Source organism: Nocardioides pollutisoli, assembly GCF_040045055.1.
In the GTDB taxonomy this organism is placed as follows: domain Bacteria; phylum Actinomycetota; class Actinomycetes; order Propionibacteriales; family Nocardioidaceae; genus Nocardioides; species Nocardioides tweenelious.
This window is the reverse complement of sequence record NZ_JBDZDU010000002.1, coordinates 597,094-613,574: the sequence shown is the minus strand read 5'-3', so window position 1 is coordinate 613,574 and position 16,481 is coordinate 597,094. Positions and strand designations below refer to the sequence as shown.

16 protein-coding genes and 1 riboswitch are annotated in these 16,481 nt (G+C 73.4%); of the genes, 12 read left to right on the top strand and 4 right to left on the bottom strand.

Annotated elements, in window-relative coordinates; genetic code table 11:
• Positions 1 to 5 precede the first annotated feature (5 nt).
• Positions 6 to 2,141 carry a S9 family peptidase gene (locus ABLE68_RS21030; protein ID WP_348874017.1) on the bottom strand — a complete coding sequence of 712 codons (2,136 nt, stop codon included), beginning with the start codon at positions 2,139 to 2,141 and terminating at the stop codon, positions 6 to 8.
• A 23-nt stretch (positions 2,142 to 2,164) separates the two neighbouring features.
• Between ABLE68_RS21030 and ABLE68_RS21025 the strand changes: the two genes are divergently transcribed.
• From ABLE68_RS21025 to ABLE68_RS21010, 4 genes are all read left to right on the top strand, one after another.
• Complete coding sequence (locus ABLE68_RS21025; protein WP_348874016.1) at positions 2,165 to 2,848, top strand: LamB/YcsF family protein; 684 nt, start codon at positions 2,165 to 2,167, stop codon at positions 2,846 to 2,848.
• A gap of 49 nt (positions 2,849 to 2,897) precedes the next feature.
• Positions 2,898 to 3,437: a DUF4333 domain-containing protein gene (locus ABLE68_RS21020; RefSeq protein WP_348874014.1), complete on the top strand. Its 540-nt coding sequence runs from the start codon at positions 2,898 to 2,900 to the stop codon at positions 3,435 to 3,437.
• Between the two features lie 408 nt (positions 3,438 to 3,845).
• Entirely contained in the window at positions 3,846 to 4,439 is a 594-nt protein-coding gene (locus ABLE68_RS21015) for a 5-oxoprolinase subunit B family protein (RefSeq protein WP_348874012.1), read from the top strand.
• The gene (locus ABLE68_RS21010; protein WP_348874011.1) at positions 4,436 to 5,275 is read left to right on the top strand and encodes a 5-oxoprolinase subunit C family protein; all 840 of its coding nucleotides are present in this window, start codon (positions 4,436 to 4,438) and stop codon (positions 5,273 to 5,275) included. Before ABLE68_RS21015 ends, ABLE68_RS21010 begins: the two co-directional genes overlap by 4 nt.
• On the opposite strand, the gene ABLE68_RS21005 is transcribed toward ABLE68_RS21010, so the two are convergent.
• Positions 5,238 to 6,551, bottom strand: coding sequence for a DNA polymerase IV (locus ABLE68_RS21005; protein ID WP_348874009.1), 1,314 nt, complete (start codon positions 6,549 to 6,551; stop codon positions 5,238 to 5,240). The genes ABLE68_RS21010 and ABLE68_RS21005 overlap by 38 nt on opposite strands.
• 138 nt (positions 6,552 to 6,689) lie before the next feature.
• Between ABLE68_RS21005 and ABLE68_RS21000 the strand changes: the two genes are divergently transcribed.
• The 3 genes from ABLE68_RS21000 to ABLE68_RS20990 are packed head-to-tail and all read left to right on the top strand — an operon-like array spanning position 6,690 to position 10,298.
• Positions 6,690 to 7,652 (top strand): DUF4192 domain-containing protein, encoded by a 963-nt coding sequence (locus tag ABLE68_RS21000; RefSeq protein WP_348874008.1) that lies wholly within the window; start codon positions 6,690 to 6,692, stop codon positions 7,650 to 7,652.
• A 21-nt stretch (positions 7,653 to 7,673) separates the two neighbouring features.
• The gene (locus ABLE68_RS20995; protein ID WP_348874006.1) at positions 7,674 to 8,804 is read left to right on the top strand and encodes a carboxylate-amine ligase; all 1,131 of its coding nucleotides are present in this window, start codon (positions 7,674 to 7,676) and stop codon (positions 8,802 to 8,804) included.
• 30 nt (positions 8,805 to 8,834) lie between these two features.
• Positions 8,835 to 10,298, top strand: a complete 1,464-nt coding sequence (locus ABLE68_RS20990) for a glutamate-cysteine ligase family protein (protein WP_348874005.1) — start codon at positions 8,835 to 8,837, stop codon at positions 10,296 to 10,298.
• Here ABLE68_RS20990 and ABLE68_RS20985 read toward each other — a convergent pair.
• Positions 10,295 to 10,723 (bottom strand): hypothetical protein, encoded by a 429-nt coding sequence (locus ABLE68_RS20985; protein ID WP_348874004.1) that lies wholly within the window; start codon positions 10,721 to 10,723, stop codon positions 10,295 to 10,297. The two genes, ABLE68_RS20990 and ABLE68_RS20985, sit on opposite strands and share 4 nt — an antisense overlap.
• 127 nt (positions 10,724 to 10,850) lie before the next feature.
• Between ABLE68_RS20985 and ABLE68_RS20980 the strand changes: the two genes are divergently transcribed.
• From ABLE68_RS20980 to cobM, 5 genes are all read left to right on the top strand, one after another.
• Positions 10,851 to 11,252 (top strand): universal stress protein, encoded by a 402-nt coding sequence (locus ABLE68_RS20980; RefSeq protein ID WP_348874002.1) that lies wholly within the window; start codon positions 10,851 to 10,853, stop codon positions 11,250 to 11,252.
• Positions 11,253 to 11,294: 42 nt separating this feature from the next.
• Positions 11,295 to 11,489: riboswitch (cobalamin riboswitch) on the top strand.
• Positions 11,490 to 11,545: 56 nt separating this feature from the next.
• Positions 11,546 to 12,391, top strand: a complete 846-nt coding sequence (locus ABLE68_RS20975) for a nitrite reductase (RefSeq protein WP_348874000.1) — start codon at positions 11,546 to 11,548, stop codon at positions 12,389 to 12,391.
• Positions 12,384 to 13,049, top strand: coding sequence for a precorrin-8X methylmutase (locus ABLE68_RS20970; protein WP_348873998.1), 666 nt, complete (start codon positions 12,384 to 12,386; stop codon positions 13,047 to 13,049). The genes ABLE68_RS20975 and ABLE68_RS20970 overlap by 8 nt, the downstream gene beginning before the upstream one ends.
• The gene (locus ABLE68_RS20965) at positions 13,046 to 14,572 is read left to right on the top strand and encodes a precorrin-2 C(20)-methyltransferase (RefSeq protein WP_348873996.1); all 1,527 of its coding nucleotides are present in this window, start codon (positions 13,046 to 13,048) and stop codon (positions 14,570 to 14,572) included. Before ABLE68_RS20970 ends, ABLE68_RS20965 begins: the two co-directional genes overlap by 4 nt.
• Positions 14,569 to 15,306, top strand: a complete 738-nt coding sequence (gene cobM / locus ABLE68_RS20960; protein ID WP_348873995.1) for a precorrin-4 C(11)-methyltransferase — start codon at positions 14,569 to 14,571, stop codon at positions 15,304 to 15,306. Before ABLE68_RS20965 ends, cobM begins: the two co-directional genes overlap by 4 nt.
• On the opposite strand, the gene cbiE is transcribed toward cobM, so the two are convergent.
• The gene (gene cbiE / locus ABLE68_RS20955; protein WP_348873994.1) at positions 15,273 to 16,472 is read right to left on the bottom strand and encodes a precorrin-6y C5,15-methyltransferase (decarboxylating) subunit CbiE; all 1,200 of its coding nucleotides are present in this window, start codon (positions 16,470 to 16,472) and stop codon (positions 15,273 to 15,275) included. The genes cobM and cbiE overlap by 34 nt on opposite strands.
• Positions 16,473 to 16,481: the final 9 nt, after the last annotated feature.

Genomic DNA, 16,481 nt, shown 5'->3' with positions numbered 1-16,481 from the left:
ACTTTTCAGGAGCGGGACCGCTCCTTCGCCTCCGCCAGGCCCATCCGGTCGAGGATCCAGGCGAGCGAGAACGCCCGGTCGTGCCACGACTTGTAGCGCCCCGAGACGCCTCCGTGGCCGGCCGCCATCTCGGTCCGGAGCAGGAAGTCCTGCCGACCGGTTGCCGTGGCGCGGAGCCGGGCGATCCACTTGGCGGGCTCGACGTACAGCACCCGCGTGTCGTTGAAGGACGTCTCGGCCAGGATCGGCGGGTAGTCGACCGCTGCCACGTTGTCGTACGGCGCGTAGGTGGCCATGTAGTCGTACGCCGCCGGGTCCGCCTCGGGGTTGCCCCACTCGTCGTACTCGCTGATCGTGAGCGGCAAGGTGGCGTCGAGCATCGTGGTGAGCGCGTCGACGAACGGCACCCCGGCGACCACGCCGGCCCAGAGCTCCGGCGCCTGGTTGACGATCGCGCCCATCAGCAGCCCGCCCGCGCTGGCGCCCTCGGCGACCAGCCCGTCGGGCGCGGCCCAGCCGGTCTCGACGAGGTGCCGGCCGGCGGCGATGAAGTCGGAGAAGGAGTTCTGCTTGTTGAGCATCTTGCCGTCGTCGTACCAGTGACGGCCCATCTCGCCGCCGCCACGGACATGGGCGATCGCGAACGCGCCGCCGCGGTCGAGCAGCGAGAGGCGGGCGACCGAGAAGTAGGGGTCGATCGACGCCTCGTAGGCGCCATAGCCGTAGAGCAGCACCGGCACCGGACCGGTGCGTCCCTTGCGCGCGACGATCGAGATCGGGACCTGCGCGCCGTCGTCGGCGGTCGCCCAGAGGCGGTGCTCCTCGTAGTCGTCGGGGTCGTAGCCGCCGAGCACGGGGGTACGCCGCAGCAGGGTCAGCTCGCGGGAGCGGACGTCGTAGTCGTAGACCGACGAGGGGACCGCCATCGTCGTGTAGCCGAGCCGGAGCACGGGCTGGTGGAAGCCCGGGTTGCCGGCCGACCCGACCGTGTAGACCTCGTGGTCGAACTCGACGAGGTAGTCGTCGCTGACGCCGTCGTCGCCCAGCTCCAGGATCCGCAGCTGGGTGAGGCCCTCGCTGCGCTGGTGGACGACCAGGTGGCCGGCGAAGGCGTCGACGTCCTCGAGGCGTACGGCGGGGTCGTGGGCGATCAGCGGCCGCCAACCCTCCGCGGGCGTGGGGGCGACCGGTGCGACACCGAGCTCGAAGTCGGGCCCGGCGTGGTTGTGCATGACCAGGAAGACGTCCTCGCCGGCGATGACGGCGTGGTCGAGGGAGTACTCCAGCCCCTCGCGACGCTCCGCGAACACCTGCCAGCCGGCGTCGGGGTCGTCGGCGTCGAGGTAGCGGTACTCCGAGGTGATCTTGGACCCGGACGCGATCACCAGGAAGCGGTCGGTGCGCGTGCGGCCGACGCCGACCCAGAAGCGGCCGTCGGTCTCGTGGTGGACCAGCTCGTCGTCCGCCTGGCTGGTGCCGAGCCGGTGCCGCCAGATCTTGTCGGCGCGCCAGGCGTCGTCGACGGTCGTGTAGTAGAAGTTCTCACCGGCGCGGTCCCAGGTGGCCCCGCCGAGCGCACCGGCGATCTCGTCGCCGAGCAGCTCGCCGGTCGCGAGGTCCTTCACGCGGACCGTGTAGCGCTCGTCGCCGACCACGTCGGTGGAGTAGGCGAGGAGGTTGCCGTCGGGGCTGACCGACGACCCGCCCAGCGAGAAGAACTCGTGCCCCTCGGCGAGCGCGTCCAGGTCGAGGAGGACCTGCTCGCCGGGCAGGGCCGGCTGGTCGGGGTCGGTGTCCTCGGCGGGCTTCGGGGGAGTCCAGTCGTCGGGATCGGCGACGGGGACGCGGCAGCTGGCGCCGTACTCCCTGCCGGCGAAGGAGCGCCCGTAGTACCAGTAGCCGCGGTTGCGGGTCGGCACGGACAGGTCGGTCTCGCGGGTGCGCGCCTTGATCTCGTCGAAGATCGTCTGGCGCAGGTCGGCGAGGTGCGCGGTGCGCTCCTGGGTGTAGGCGTTCTCGGCCTCGAGGTAGGCCGTGACCTCCGGCGACTCCTTGTCGCGCAGCCACTCGTAGTCGTCGGTGCGGGTGAGGCCGTGGATCTCGGTGCTGGTGGGGCGCTTCTCGGCGACGGGGGGCTGCATGCCGTGACGATAGCGTCGGCGGCATGAGGGCCATCGACCTGAACGCCGACCTGGGCGAGGAGGTCACCGACGACGCTGCGCTGCTGGCGGTCGTCACGAGCGCCAACGTGGCGTGCGGCTACCACGCGGGGACGCCGGCGATCATGCGCGCGGTGTGCGCCGAGGCGGCCGAGCGGGGTGTGTCGGTCGGTGCCCAGGTGTCGTACGACGACCGCGCGAACTTCGGCCGGGTGGCGCGCGACGTCGCCCGTGGGGTGCTCCGCGAGCAGGTCGCCGACCAGGTCGGCCTGCTGTCGGAGATCGCGGCCGGGGCCGGGACATCGGTCCGCTACCTCAAGCCGCACGGTGCGCTCTACCACCGCGTGCTCGACGACGAGGAGCAGGCGCACGCGGTGCTCGAGGGGTCCGGCCAGCTGCCGGTGCTCGGGATGGCGGGCGTGCTGCTGTCGCTCGCCGACGCGGCGGGCCGGCGGTGGTTCCTCGAGGGCTTCCCCGACCGCGGCTACGCCGCCGACGGCCGCCTGCTGCCGCGCTCCGAGCCGGGTGCGTTGGCGGAGGAGGAGACCGCGATCGTCGCGCAGGCGCTCGACCTGGCAGCCCGGGTCGACTCGGTCTGCCTGCACGGTGACTCGCCGGGCGCGGTGGGTCACGCGATCGCCGTACGGCGCGCGCTCGAGGGCGCCGGTTACGAACTTCACCCGCTCTGACGGCGCGCCGATGCTCACGTCGCGGCGTGCGGGGCCGATGGTTCTCCGTGTGACCACGACCCGTGCCGCGCTGAGCGCCGCCGCCCTCGTCCCCGTCCTCCTCTCGATTGGGGCCTGCTCGGCCAGTGTGTCGACCGGCTCCGACAAGGAGTACGACGCCGACAAGGTGGCCGGCCTGGTGCAGGACGCCCAGGAGAAGGCGACGCCCGACCTCGACGTCTCCGACGCGACCTGCCCCGACGACGTCGAGCTGAAGAAGGGGGCGACCTTCGAGTGCACGATCTCGATCGAGGGGGTCGAGGCGCCGTACACCGTCACGATCACCGAGGTCGGCGACACCAGTGCCCGCTACAGCATGGACCCCGCGAAGGCGATCATCTCCGTGGACGCCGCCGTCGGCTTCCTGGAGGACCAGGCGACGGCCCAGGGTCTCGACGGCGTGACCGTCGACTGCGGCGACGCGGCGATCATCGTCCAGGACCCGCAGACGACCTTCCCGTGCACGCTGACCAACGGCGGCCAGACCCAGGACGTCGAGCTGCTCATCGAGGACCTCGACGGCACGGTCTCGATCGACTCCACCAGCTGATCCACAGGTCTGGACCACCTCCTGTGGAGTGTGCACTCCTGTTGTGGAGATCCGGCCCGTAGCTGTGGACGAACCTGTGGGTTCACGACGACCTCTTGCGGGGTGTGACCTGGCCCACGTAGAACTCTCCCTACCGAGATCGCCGCAAGGCAGGACCGGGATCGGACAGGAACGAAGATCCACACCGCGAGGCGACTTGCGGCGTCGGCCCGGTGACGGGGTCGGCGGGGTCGGAGAGCCGGTGCGGTCGATCGGGCGTCACCGAGCCGATCGAATCGAGGGGCCCCTGGTGCTCATACCACCGGGGGCCCCTCATCCATTTCCCCTCCATGCTGATCCGTACGCCTGCGTCTCGCAACGGCGCGCGTGTGACATCGGCGTGAACGATCTCGGGCCACACTTGCCTCCATGCAGGTCCACCCCGTCGGCCGCGACGCCCTCCTCGTCGAGGTCGACGACGCGTCCGCGGCCCTCGAGCTGGCGACCTGGTCCCGGTCGGCGGGTGTCGACGCCGTCGAGGTGGTGCCGGCGGCCCGGACGGTGCTCTTCGACGGCGTCACGGACCGCGGGGCGCTCGCCGCGCTGCTCGGGACCTGGGTGCCGACCGGCGCCCGACCCGAGGGTGAGCTGGTCGAGATCCCGGTGGCGTACGACGGCGCCGACCTGGCGTTCGTGGCCGAGGTGTGGGGGACCGACGAGGCGGGGGTCGTCGCCACGCACGGGGAGATCGACTACGTGGCGGCGTTCTGCGGCTTCGCGCCCGGCTTCTCCTACCTGGCCGGGCTGCCGGGCGAGCTGGCCGTGCCGCGGCTGGAGTCGCCGCGAGCGTCGGTGCCCGCCGGGTCGGTCGGCCTCGCGGGGACCTGGTGCGGTGTCTACCCGACCGCCTCGCCGGGTGGCTGGCGGCTGCTCGGCCGCACCGACGCGCCGCTGTGGGACCAGGCCCGCGAGCAGCCGGCGCTGCTGCCGCCCGGCACGCGCGTGAGGTTCGTGGCCCGATGAACCTGCACGTCGTCGAGACCGGGCCGATGGTCACCGTGCAGGACCGCGGCCGGGTCGGGCTCGCCCACCTGGGCGTCCCGCGCGCCGGTGCGCTCGACGCGCCGGCCGCCGCCCTGGCCAACCGGATCGTGGGCAACGGCCCCGACGCCGCCGTGCTCGAGGTGCTCCTGGGTGGGCTCGTGCTGCGTGCTGATGCAGGCTGCTGGGTCGCGGTCACCGGCGCCGGCCGCGAGCATCCCGTCGCGGAGTGGCTCGCGGCGGGCGCGACGCTGCGGGTGGAGAGGCCGACGACCGGTCTCCGCAGCTACGTCGCGGTCGCCGGCGGGATCGACGTCCCTCCGGTGCTCGGGTCGCGCTCGACCGACACGCTCGCCGGGGTCGGACCGCCGCAGGTGGAGGCCGGCGCCGTGCTGCCGGTCGGCGCCGGGCGCAGCCGGCCGCGGGCGGTCGACGTACCGCGGCCACCGACCCCCGGGCCGCTGCGGATCACGTCAGGTCCGCGCAGCGACTGGTTCGACGCCGACGCGCTCGACCAGCTGTGTGCCACGGCGTACGTCGTGGAGGCCGACTCCAACCGGGTCGGGCTGCGTCTCGACGGACCGCCCCTGCCGCGGCGGCGCACCGACGAGCTGGCGAGCGAGGGGATGGTCCTCGGCGCGGTTCAGGTGCCGCCGAGCGGGAGGCCGGTCGTCTTCCTGGCCGACCACCCGCCGACCGGGGGCTACCCGGTGATCGGGGTCGTGGACGCCGACGACCTGTGGCAGTGCGCCCAGCTGCGACCGGGGGAGCAGGTCAGGTTCACTCGTCCTCGGGCTCCGGCGGGCGCCACGGGGTGAGCGCCGGGTCGTCCTGGGAGTAGCTGCGCACCGGACCGGCCGGCGTCTCGGCGGTCTCGAACCGGACCGTGACGACCCCGCGGCCCGACCCCCACACCCACCCGCGACCCAGCTCCTCGTGGACGACGTCCATGCCCGGCGCCCAGGTCCGGCGTGAGTGGTGGGGGACCTCCACCTCGGGCAGCTCCTCCTCGTCCTCGGTCGTGTCGCCGAAGAGGTCCTCCTGCACCCAGTCGGCGAGCCCCGAGACGCCGACGCCGAGCAGCCGCACGCCGCCCGAGGTGTCCAGGTCGGTGAGCAGGGCGCGGGCCAGCCGCGCGATCGTGCTGGTGCTGTCCGTGGGGGAGCTGAGCGTGTTGGAGCGGTTGACGGTGGTGAAGTCGTGCATCCGCACCTTGATCGTGACCGTGCGCCCCGAGAGCCCGCTCTTGCGCAGCCGCGCGGCGACCTCGCCCGCCTGACGGGTCAGCAGGTGCTCCATCAGCTTGCGGTCGGTCAGGTCGGTGTCGTAGGTGCCCTCGACGCTGACCGACTTGGTCTCGCGCTCGGGCACGACGGGCCGGTCGTCCTCGGCGCGGGCGAGATGGAAGAGCCAGGAGCCGCTCGACCTGCCGAGCTCGCGGACCAGCTCCTCCTCGCTGACGCCCTCGAGCTCCGCGACGGTGTGGATGCCGGCGCGGCGCAGGCGCTCGGCGGTGGCGGGGCCGACACCTGGGATCACGGTGACGTTCATCGGGCGGAGCAGGTCGCGCTCGGTGCCGGGCGCGACCACGACCAGCCCGTCGGGCTTGTCGAGGTCGCTGGCGACCTTGGCGATGAACTTCGACGTACCCACCCCGACCGAGGCGGTCAGCCCGTCGGTGACCTGCGTCAGTCGGGTGCGGAGGTCCTCGGCGAAGGCGGTCACGGTCGGCACCGAGAGGTCGGGCAGGTCGGCTTGGGCGAGGTCGACGAACGCCTCGTCCAGCGACAAGGGCTCGACGAGCGGGGAGACGGAGCGGAGCAGCGCCATCACCCGCCGGCTGGTGTCGCGGTAGGCGTGGAAGCGGCCGGACAGGAAGGCCGCGTGCGGGCAGCGCGCGCGGGCCTCGCGGGTCGACATGGCGGAGCGCACGCCGTACACCCGGGCCTCGTACGACGCCGTGGAGACGACGCCGCGGCCCCCGACCCCGCCGACGACGACCGGCTTGCCGCGCAGCGAGGGCTTGTCGCGCTGCTCGACCGCGGCGAAGAACGCATCGAGGTCGAGGTGGAGCACCGAGGCTTCCGCACGCACGGTGCGCAAACTACCCCGCGGTGCCGACAGCGCCGGGTCCCGGCCACGTGTCGTCCACAACGGGCCGTCCAGCACGGCACTCCACAGGCACCCTCCCGGCGCCCCGTGACTGTCGGCCGGGCCGGGGATCTTCGGTGCATGACGACCCAGTCCACGACCATGACCGCCCGCACCCCCGAGGACGTCCTCGCCGTCGTCCCCGTGGTCCTCGGCTTCGAGCCGCACGACTCGCTCGTGATGCTGACCTTCGGCGCCGACCCGCCGTTCCACGCCCGGGTCGACCTGCCGAACTCCCGCGACGAGGTCGCCGACCTGGTCGAGTCGCTGCTGGCGCCGGCTCGGCAGCACCGGGCCCGGCAGGTGTTCCTGATCGGCTACGGCGCGGGAGACTCGCTGGCCGAGCGCTGCGTGCGCGCGGGGTGGCACGCCTTCGAGCGGGCGGGGATCGCCGTCATCGACGGGCTGCGCACCGATGGCCGGCGCTGGTTCGCCGTGCCCGGGCGTCGTGGGGTGCCGGCGCACGGCGTGCCCTACGACCTGGCCGCTCATCCGTTCGCGGCGCAGGCCGTCTACGACGGCCGGGTGGTCCACGACTCCCGCGACGACCTGCGCGCGATGATCGCGCCCGATCCCGCACAGGTCGGACGGGTGGTCGCCGCCGTGGCCGAGCTCACCGGTGACCCGCCACCGATCCTCACCGAGGGCTCCTGGGTCCGGGAGCTGGTGGTGCGCTGCACCACGACCGGGACTTCTCCGGACGACCACCAGGTCGCCCGGCTGCTGCGCGGCCTCCTTGAGATCCGGGTCCGCGACGCCGCGTGGTCGCCGCTCCGGCGGGACTGCGCCCGTGAGCACGTCGCGTTCTGGGTCGACGTGGTGCGGCGCGCCCCCGAACCGTTGGTCGCGGCGCCGGCCGCCCTGCTCGCGTTCGCCGCCTGGCAGTCGGGCGAGGGGGCGCTCGCGTGGTGCGCGGTCGACCGCTCCACCGACGCCGATCCCGACTACTCGCTGGCCTGCCTGGTGGCGCAGGCGCTGGTGGATGCGGTCCCGCCGCACAGCTGGCAGGGGGACTTCGACTGGACCGAGGGACTGTTCTCGTGACGCTCCGGGTACGTCCCCGCCATGGTGAGGTCGCTCGGGATCGAGGAGGAGCTGCTGCTCGTCGACCCGGCGAGCCGCGCGGCCGTGCCCGAGGCAGCGCGGGTGCTCAAGGAGTTCCATGACCACGGGCGCGGTCACCACGGCTCGTCGCCGGCGACCGAGGAGCTCGACCACGAGCTCTTCCGCCACCAGCTCGAGACCCGCACCGACCCGACCCGCGACGCGGCAGACGCGTTCGCCCAGGTCGTCAGCGCGCGCAGGACCGCGGGCGAGGCAGCGCGGGCCGGCGGTCTGGTGGCCGTGGCCAGCGGGATCTCGGCGTTCGGCGGAGACCTGACCGCCGTGACCGACGACGATCGCTACCGCGACATGGTGGCGACGTACGGCGAGATCGCCCGGACGGGCGGGACCTGCGGCATGCACGTCCACGTCGCGATCGAGTCGGACGCCGAGGGCGTGGCTGTCATCGACCGCATCGCTCCGTGGCTGCCGGTCCTGCTGGCCATCAGTGCCAACTCGCCGTTCGCCGAGGGCCGTGACACGGGCTATGCATCGTGGCGGTCGCAGGTGTGGTCGAGGTGGCCGAGCGCCGGTCCGACCGAGCGGTTCGGGTCGGTCGAGGGCTACCGAGACGCCTCCCGGACCCTGCTCGACTGGGGAGCGGCCCGTGACCCCGGGATGCTCTACTTCGACGCCCGGCTGTCCGAGTCGCACCCCACGGTCGAGGTCCGGGTGTGCGACGTCTGCGCCGACCCAGCCGATGCCGTGCTCATCGCCGTGCTGGTGCGCGGGCTGGTCGAGACCGCGGCACGTGGCGACGACGCCAGGTTCCCGCACTGGCGGGCCGAGGCACTCCGCGCCGCCCACTGGGCCGCGTCCCGGTGGGGGCTGTCCGGCTCGCTGGTCGACCCCACGCACGGAGGTCTGCGACCGGCGCGCGACGTGCTGGACGCACTGCTCGCCCTGGTCGGACCGACGCTCGCCGAGGCGGGCGACGAGCACCGGGTCGTGCAGGGCCGAGAACGGGTGCTGGGCGCCACCGGTGCGTCCAGGCAGCGAGCTGCCTACGAGCGCGCGGGCGACGTCGGCGGTGTGGTCGACGACCTGGTCGAGCGCACGGAAGGATCCTGGGCCGCCCAGGATCTGGCCTGAATCCCACGAGAGAGCACTAGGGTCCCTGACATGGGCGAAGAGGTCGAGGCACAGGAGTTCTCCCGGGCTGACCGCACGCGACACCGGGAGAAGGTGCGCCGCAACCTCGACGTGTTCGCCCGGATGCTGCGCGAGGCGCGCTTCGACACCGACGACCCGATGACCGGCATCGAGGTCGAGCTCAACCTCGTCGACGAGCAGGGCGACCCGGCTCTGAAGAACACCGAGGCGCTCGCGGCGATCGCCGACCCGGACTTCCAGACCGAGCTCGGTCAGTTCAACATCGAGATCAACGTGCCGCCGGCCCGGCTGCGCGAGGGCGGGCTGACGACCTTCGAGGACAACCTGCGTCGCAGCCTCAACGACGCCGAGTCGAAGTCGGCGGCCGTCGGCGCCCACATGGTGATGATCGGGATCCTGCCGACCCTCGCCGAGGGTCACATGGGCATGGGCAGCCTGAGCGCCAACCCGCGCTACAAGCTGCTGAGCGAGCAGATCCTCAACGCGCGCGGCGAGGACATCACGATCGCCATCGACGGCACCGAGCGGCTCCGCACGACCTCCGACTCGATCGTGCCCGAGGCGGCCTGCACCAGCACGCAGTTCCACGTGCAGACGTCGCCGGACCAGTTCGCCGAATACTGGAACGCCTCGCAGGCGATCGCCGCCGTCCAGCTCGCGGTCGGCGCGAACTCGCCGTACCTCCTGGGCAAGGAGCTGTGGCGCGAGACCCGGATCCCGCTCTTCGAGCAGGCCACCGACACGCGCAGCGAGGAGCTCAAGGCGCAGGGCGTGCGGCCGCGGGTGTGGTTCGGGGAGCGCTGGATCACGTCGGTCTTCGACCTCTTCGAGGAGAACGTCCGCTACTTCCCGGCGCTGCTGCCGGTCACCGACGACGAGGACCCGCTGCAGGTGCTCGAGGACGGCGGCACTCCCAAGCTCCCGGAGCTGCGGCTCCACAACGGCACGATCTACCGCTGGAACCGGCCGGTCTACGACATCGCCGACGGCGTCCCGCACCTGCGCGTCGAGAACCGTCTGCTCGCTGCCGGCCCGACGGTGGCCGACACGATGGCCAACGCCGCGTTCTACTTCGGCCTGGTCCGGAGCCTGGCCGAGGGCGAGCGGCCGCTGTGGTCGCAGATGTCCTTCAGCGCGGCCGAGGAGAACTTCCACGTCGCCGCCCGGCAGGGGATCGAGGCCCAGGTCTACTGGCCGGGCGTCGGACAGGTCCGCGCGACCGAGCTGGTGCTGCGTCGGCTGCTGCCGATGGCCCGCGAGGGTCTCGCGTCGTGGGGTGCGACCCAGGAGGAGAGCGACCGGTTGCTCGGGATCATCGAGCAGCGCTGCCTGCTCGGCACCAACGGCGCCGAGTGGTTCGTACGCCGGATGGCCGACCGAGCCGACCAGGATCGCTACGACGCCCTCCGCGCGACCCTGCTCGACTACCAGGACGGCATGCACAGCAACGAGCCCGTCCACACCTGGGACTAGCGCTGGCGCAGGCGCTTCCACTCGCGGCGCACTCCGCTGCGCGGGTCGCGCCAGCCGTGCCGGTTGACGACCACCAGCGTCAGCCCGATCCCGGCCTCGGCGCTGGCGGCGCGGGCCGCCGCCATCCACGCGACGTCGACGTCCTGCAGGTCGAGCTCGCCGGTCCGGGTCAGCCACATCATCGGCACCGAGCCCGACCCCGGCCGCCACGAGCGCCTGAGCAGCGCCGCGACCACGTCGCACCGGAGGGCGTGGTCGAGGGTGTCGCCGGTCTCGACGGCGAAGACGTCCTCGGGTCCGCCCGGTCGCCCGACGTGCACGAGCGGCGGGTGGACCCGTCGTCGCTCCGCGACCGCGTGGTCGAGCACCGCCCGGCGCAGCACGAGGTGGAGCGCGCGCCCGACCGGCTCCTGGATGCCTTCCACGGCGCCAGCCTGCCCGTTTCTCGCGGGCTCCATCGGTGTCCTCCACAGGCGGTCGCGACGCGGTAGGTTGCCAGAGGTCAGCCACCGTGGACCAGCAACGCGCACGACCTCGCAGTAGGGAGACCTGATGGGCACCGTCGTCGTCGGCTACGTACCCAAGCCGGAGGGGGAGGCCGCGCTGCGCACGGCCGTCTCGGAATCGAAGCTGCGAGGGGCGTCGCTCATCGTGGTCAACTCCCACCGCGGTGGCCAGGACTTCGACTCCGACGCCGCGACCCAGGCCGAGCGGGAGATGAACGCGGTCCGCAAGGCGCTCGAGGGCTCCGGGGTCGAGTACGAGGTCCGGCAGCTGGTGCGCGGCTTCGAGCCGGCCGAGGACCTGATCAGCATCGCCGAGGCGAACGCCGCCGAGCTGATCGTGATCGGCCTGCGCCGCCGCTCGCCGGTCGGCAAGCTGATCCTGGGCAGCAACGCCCAGCGGATCCTGCTCGACGCGCACTGCCCGGTGCTCGCGGTCAAGGCCGACTGAGACGGGCTGAGACGGGCTGACCGATCAGGGCCGGTCGCGCACGCTAGGCTCGCCCTGCCAGTCGTACTCCATTGCAGTTGGAGTCAGGGAACCCGGTGAGAATCCGGGACTGACGCGCAGCGGTGAGGGTGACGGGCGGAGCACGCGGGCGACCGCAGCCACTGGAGGAGACTCCGGGAAGGCGCTCCGCACCGGATGATCCCGAGTCCGAAGACCTGCTGGCCCTAGCGGCGACCGCCGCCAGGTCGTACGAGGGTCCCGCGGACGGGCCCCTGGCCAGACAGGTCTCACCCGTGGCATCCACTCGCAACCGGACCGACCGTTGCCCGGGCGTGCTGCGCCCGTGGTCGGCCGACGACGGCCTGCTCGTCCGGCTCCGCCTGATCGGCGGCCGGGTCGGCTCGTCCGCCCTCACGGCGCTCGCCGACGTCGCGACGACGTACGGCGACGGGCGCGTCCGCCTGACCGGGCGCGCCAACCTCCAGCTCCGTGGCCTCCCGGGCGTCGACGGTCGCCTCGACGACGACGCGATCGCCGCGCTCGAGGCGACCGGGCTGCTGCCGACACGCACCCACGAGCTCGTCCGCAACGTGATGGTCTCGCCGCAGACCGGGCTCGCGGGCGGTCGGGCCGACCTGCGCCCGGTCGCGGACGAGCTCGACCGGCTGCTCTGCGCGGACCCGGGGCTCGCCGAGCTGCCCGGTCGCTTCCTCTTCGTGCTCGACGACGGCCGCGGCGACCTGGTCGACCGCGGCTGCGACCTCGGGCTCGTCGCGCTCGACGCCGATACGGCCCAGCTGCGCGTGGGCGGGGGGTGGGGACCGGTCGTCCCGCTCGAGGCCGCCGCTGCCGAGATCGTGGTGCTCGCCGGCGATTTCCTCGACCGTCGCGGCAGCGGACCGACCGCCCCGTGGCACGTCTGGGAGCTCGACGAGCCTTTGCTGCCGCCGTCGATCGAGGACCCGCGGATCCCGGTGGCCCAGGACCCGCTGGCGTACGGCGACGTCGCCGGAGGCGAGCACGTCGACGCGGTCTCTGGTCTCGACCGCGCTGCCGTCGCCGCCCTGACCGCCTCCGCACCCGAGCTCGTGGTCACGCCGTGGCGCGGCGTGCTCGTCCCCGAGGAGTCGCATGCCTGACCTGCACCCACCGCGCCGTCGCTACCCGTACGTCGACAGCGGCCCGGCCATCTACCTCGACTCCTTCGCCACCATCCGGCGCGAGGCGGACCTGAGCGCCGTACCCCCCGACGCCGAGAAGCTCGCCGTCCGGATGATCCACGGCAGCGGCCAGGTCGACCTGGCCGCCGACCTCGTGGTCCACCCGCTCGCCGTCGCTGCAGCCCGGTCCGCCCTGGACTCGGGTGCGCCGGTCCTCTGCGACGCCACCATGGTCGCGACGGGGGTGACCCGCAGCCGGCTACCGAGGGACAACGACGTCCTCTGCTTCCTCAACGACCAGCGGGTCCCGGGCCTCGCGCGGGAGTGGGGGACCACGCGCACAGCCGCCGCGGTCTCACTGTGGGAGCCGCACCTCGAGGGCGCCGTGGTCGCGATCGGCAACGCCCCGACGGCGCTCTTCCACCTGCTCGAGATGATCCTCGACGGCGCCCCGCGACCGGCCGTGGTCGTCGGCTGCCCGGTCGGGTTCATCGGCGCGGTCGAGTCCAAGCAGGCGCTCGCCGCCTTCGCGACCGACCACGGCATCGACCTGCCCTTCGTGACGGTGCACGGCCGCCGCGGCGGGTCCGCGATGACGTCGTCCGCCCTCAACGCCCTCGCCCAGGAGGAGGAATGACCGGCCGGTTCCACGGTGTCGGCGTGGGTCCGGGCGACCCCGAGCTGATCACCCTCAAGGCCGCCCGCCTGATCGGCGCGGCCGACGTGATCGCCTTCCACTGCGGCCGCGGCAAGGAGTCCAACGCTCGCCGGATCGCGAGCGGTCTCTTCGCCGACGGCGTGATCGAGGAGCGGCTCACCTACCCGGTGACGACCGGGAGCACGGACCACCCAGGTGGCTACGTCGGCGCGATGGCGGACTTCTACGAGGAGTCCGCGACCCGGCTGGCCGCGCACCTCGAGGCGGGGCGGGACGTCGTGCTCCTGTCCGAGGGGGACCCACTCTTCTACGGCTCCTACATGTACATGCACGACCGGCTCTCGGAGCGCTACGAGACCGAGGTCGTGCCCGGCGTACCGGCCTTCCTCGCCGCGACGGCAGCCACCGCCAGCCCGCTCGTGCGCCAGACCGACGTGCTGACCGTGCTCCCAGGCACGATGCCCGAGCCGGAGCTGGCGCGCCGCCTGGCCGACACCGACGCCGCGATCATCATGAAGCTCGGCCGCACCTTCCCGGCCGTTCGCCGTGCGCTCGAGGCCGCGGGCCGGATCGAGCACGCGATGTACGTCGAGCGCGCGTCGATGCCCGAGCAGCGCTGGCTGCCGGTGGCCGACGTCGACCCGGACTCGGTGCCGTACTTCTCCCTGATCGTGGTGCCCGGCGACTCCCGCAACGGCCCCGGTCGGCGTGCGGTTTGGTCACAAACCGCAGCTGGGAGCGCTCCAGACCTGCGGTTGGTGACCAAACCGCAACCCGCGGAGCTGCTGGTCGTGGGGCTGGGACCGGGACCGGACGCGTGGCTGACGCCCGAGGTGTCGGCCGTGCTGGCCGAGGTCGACCACGTCGTGGGCTACGGCCCGTACGTCGACCGGGTGCCGCAGCGCGCAGGGCTGACCCGGCACGCGTCGGGCAACACGGTCGAGGTCGACCGCGCCCGCCACGCGCTCACGCTGGCCCGGGCGGGGGAGAGGGTCGCCGTCGTCTCCGGCGGTGACGCGGGTGTCTTCGGGATGGCGGCCGCCGTGTTCGAGGCCGCCGAGGACCCGGCGTACGCCGACGTCCGGATCCGGGTGCTCCCCGGGCTGTCGGCCGTGCAGGCCGTCGCCGCGCGGGCCGGTGCGCCGATCGGCGCCGACTTCGCCGTCGTCTCGCTGTCGGACCGGCTCAAGCCGTGGGAGGTCGTCGAGCGCCGGCTGCGGGCGATCGCCGAGGCCGACCTGGTGCTCGCGATCTACAACCCCGCGTCGCGGTCGCGCACCGAGCAGGTGGCGACCGCCCAGCGGGTGCTGCTCGAGCACCGCAAGCCCGACACCGTCGTCGTCGTCGGTCGCGACGTCGGCCGGGCGGAGGAGTCGGTCACGGTCACCACCCTGGCCGAGCTGGACCCGGCCACCATCGACATGAAGTGCCTGCTGATCGTCGGCGCCGAGTCGACACGGGTCAGCGCGGCCGGCGTCTGGACGCCGAGGTTCGTCGAGTGACCGTCCACTTCGTCGGAGCGGGCCCCGGGGCCGCCGACCTCCTCACCGTCCGGGCGACCCGGCTGCTGGCCGAGGCCGACGTGGTGCTCTACCCGGGCACCTACCTCGACCCCGCGATGCTCAGCCACGTCAGCCCGGACGCCGAGCTCGTCGACACCCAGGACCTCGACCTCGACCAGATCATGGAGCGGTTGCTCGGTGGCCGCGACGTGGTGCGGCTGGTCTCCGGCGACCCCTCGGTCTACTCCGCCCTCGCCGAGCAGACCCGCCGGCTCGACGCAGCCCAGGTCCCGTGGGACGTGACGCCCGGCGTGCCCGCCTACGCCGCGGCCGCAGCCGCCGTCGGCCGCGAGCTCACGGTGCCGCTGCTCTCCCAGTCGGTGGTGCTGACCCGCACCCACGCACGGTCGACGGCGATGCCGGAGACCGAGTCGCTCGCGGCGTTCGCCGCCACCCGCGCGACCCTGGTGCTCCACCTGGCGATCACACGCACGCGTGAGCTGATGGCTGAGCTGACGGGGGAGTACGGCGACGACTGCCCGGTGGTCGTCGTCTACCGGGCGAGCCAGCCCGACCAGCAGGTGCTGCACGGGACGGTCGCGACGATCGCCGACGCCGTCGAGGCGGCCGGGCTCCGGCAGGCCGCGGTGATCCTGGTCGGCCGCGCGCTCGACCCGCGACCGGGCGGTGAGTCCTACCTCTACGACCCGACGCGGGTCCGCAACGCCCACTGAGTCACGGCGCGCGCCGGCGTCCAGCCGGTGAAGGTGCCGATCGGTGCCGTGGTCTCGACGCTGATCCGGGTGAGCTCGCCGCCGTGCTCGGCGTACGCCGCCGCGAGCAGCTGCTCGGTCTCCAGCGTCACCCCGTGGACGACGAGCCGGCCGCCGGGTCGCAGGGCGGCCAGGCAGGTGTCGATCACACCGGGAGCGGTCGCGCCGCCACCGACGAAGACCGCGTCCGGCGCCGGCAGTCCCGCCAGGGCGTCGGGCGCCTTGCCCATCACGACGTCCAGGCCGGGCACGCCCAGGGCCCCGGCGTTGCGGGCGATCCGCTCGGCCCGCTCGGGGGAGGCCTCGACCGCGGTGGCCGTGCAGGTCGGGTGCGCGCGCATCCACTCGATGCCGACCGACCCCGCGCCGGCGCCGACGTCCCAGAGGTGCTCGCCGGGGGTGGGCTCGAGCCGGGCGAGCGCGGAGGCGCGCAGGTCGCGCTTCGTGAGCTGGCCGTCGTGCTCGAACGCGTCGTCGGGGAGGCCCGCGACCCAGCCGCCGCGAGGCGGACCGTCGAGCTCGAGGGCCAGCACGTGGAGGTCGGGCACAGAAGCGGGCGGCTCGGCCGCGGTCGCGTCGACCCGTGACTCCGACGCGGCGCCGAGGTCACCGAGCACGGTCAGGCGCGAGGCGCCGTACCCCGCCCCGACGAGCAGCGCCGCCACCGTGGCCGGTGTCGTCGCGTCGGACGACAGCACGAGCACCCGGCGACCCGGGGCGAGCTCGCGCAGCACGGCACGGGGATCACGGCCGACGACGGTGACGACCGCGGTCGACTCGGCCGCCCATCCCATGCGAGCCCGGGCCAGGGCGATGGACGACACGGTCGGCTCGATCACGACCTGGCCGGCCCCCAGCAGCTCGATCAGCGTCGTACCGATGCCCGACACCAGCGGGTCGCCGGATGCCAGCGCGACGACCGGCTCGTCACCGAGGGACGCCAGCAGCGCGGGCAACCCGTCGCGCAGCGGCGACGGCCACGGCTCGCGGCGCTGGCCCGGCACGTCGGGCAGCAGGTCGAGGTGCCGCTGACCGCCGAGGACGACCGTCGCGCCGCAGATCAGCTGGCGCAGCCGGTCGGGAACACCCGCCCAGCCGTCCGCTCCGAGACCTACGACGGTGACCACGCCGCCAGA